Origin of the sequence: Stutzerimonas stutzeri, from assembly GCF_000935215.1 — a bacterium.
In the GTDB taxonomy this organism is placed as follows: Bacteria; Pseudomonadota; Gammaproteobacteria; order Pseudomonadales; family Pseudomonadaceae; genus Stutzerimonas.
The window spans coordinates 1-1,626 of the sequence record NZ_JXXD01000249.1; the positions used below are offsets into that span (position 1 = coordinate 1).

Annotated in this window: 3 protein-coding genes; all 3 read left to right on the forward strand. The window is 69.0% G+C overall.

All coding sequences use genetic code 11. The features are described 5' to 3' along the window. The first annotated feature begins 88 nt into the window (after positions 1-88). From parA to LO50_RS21225, 3 genes are read left to right on the forward strand one after another with little or no spacing between them, the layout of a single operon-like run. A complete protein-coding gene (gene parA / locus LO50_RS21215) occupies positions 89-727 on the forward strand; it encodes a ParA family partition ATPase (protein ID WP_044316270.1) in 639 nt (212 codons plus the stop codon). After that, on the forward strand, positions 724-1,011 hold the full coding sequence (locus tag LO50_RS21220; RefSeq protein WP_044316272.1) for a hypothetical protein: 288 nt from the start codon (positions 724-726) through the stop codon (positions 1,009-1,011). Before parA ends, LO50_RS21220 begins: the two co-directional genes overlap by 4 nt. After that, a complete protein-coding gene (locus LO50_RS21225; protein ID WP_044316271.1) occupies positions 1,008-1,565 on the forward strand; it encodes a DUF2840 domain-containing protein in 558 nt (185 codons plus the stop codon). The genes LO50_RS21220 and LO50_RS21225 overlap by 4 nt, the downstream gene beginning before the upstream one ends. Positions 1,566-1,626: the final 61 nt, after the last annotated feature.

Here is a 1,626-nt window from a genome sequence, read left to right on the forward strand (position 1 = left end):
CGTTTCGGTGGACAACCGCGAAACGGCACGGCGAACAGCGTTTTGCACAACAGGCGAAGCCCGGCTTTCCAGTATGGGAGGCTGCGTCATGATCGTCGCCGTGCTCAACCAGAAAGGCGGCGTCGGCAAGACCACGCTCGCCACGCACATTGCCGGCGAACTCGCGCTGCGCGGTCAGCACGTCATCCTGCTGGACGCCGACCCGCAGGGTTCATCGCTGGACTGGACGCAGCGCAGAAGCCAGCAGGGCTTGCCCCGGCTGTTCAGCGCCGTGGGCCTCGCCCGCGAGACGCTGCACCAGGAAGCGCCGGAGCTGGCACGTCGCGCAGATCACGTCATCATCGACGGCCCGCCGCGCATCGCCGCTCTGGCGCGCTCCGCGCTGCTGGCGGCAGAGCGTGTGCTGATTCCCGTGCAGCCCAGCCCATATGACCTTTGGGCCAGCGCCGAGATGGTGGCGCTGATCCGCGAGGCACAAGTATTCCGGCCTGCGCTGCGCGCGGCCTTCGTCATCAACCGGCGCGTCAGCACCACCATCATCGGCCGCGAAGCGCGGCAATCGCTGGCGGAACAGTCGCTGCCAGCGCTGCGCGCCGAGGTTCGGCAAAGGATCGTCTTTGCCGACAGCGTGGCCGCTGGCCGGCTCGCCCGCGAAACCGCGCCCGACAGCGCCGCCGCACGCGAGATCGCTGCGCTGGTCGATGAACTGCTGCGGTGGCCGGCATGAGCAGCGACAGCACCACCCGCAACGGTTCGCGAGCCAGCAAACGCGTCGGCATTGGTGCGCGTCCACCGGCGAATCCGCACGCCGAGGCGTGGATTCGCCAAGGCGATGCCGATGCGCTGAACAAGGGCGACCTCTACACCGCACGCTTGACCCTCGACGTGACGCCTGCGCTACGCGCACGCATCAAGATCGCCGCCTTCGGCCAGGGCGTGACCGTGGCCGACCTGCTGCGCGGCCTACTAGAACGGGAGTTTTCCGAAAAGCGCACGGAGAACCCGCCATGAACGCATCCATCGCGCCGGCCGTGAACGCGGCCACGGCTGCTGCATCGACCACGCCAACGCCTTCGCTTTCGACACTCGCGAGCCTGACCGGCAATGTGCCGTTGACGCGCGTATCGCTGGCCTACATCGAACCTCGTTTCAAGCTCTATCTGCGCTTCGGCGAGCCCGCCCGCACACTGCGGCTCGACCGCTGGCGGCGCTGCGCAGTGTTCCTGCCCGGCGCGATGTTCTGCCGCATCCGCTGGCAGGCCAACGACTACGGCACGATCCGCTGGCAGCTCATGGTGATGCAAGCCGGCACGCCGCTGGACGACATGCAGCGCATCCCCGGCGTGCGGCCCGGCGCGCGCCTACTGCTGCACGCCGAAGGCGTGAACGCGGTGCGTGCCGTGCTGGAGCGTATCGACGGCATCGACGCGCAGGGCATCGCCGCCATCGACGTGTCGCCTGCCTACTGGCGCACGCTGGGCAACCGTCTGGCGGCCCGTCTACCGCTGCCCGAATACACCGCCGAGCGGCACGCCGCCTGGCTGGCCGGGAGGGCGCTGCCATGACCGCTCATTCCACCACCGCACGCACGCCCGAAGCTGCGCCGCTTCCTCGCTCGCGCCTGCG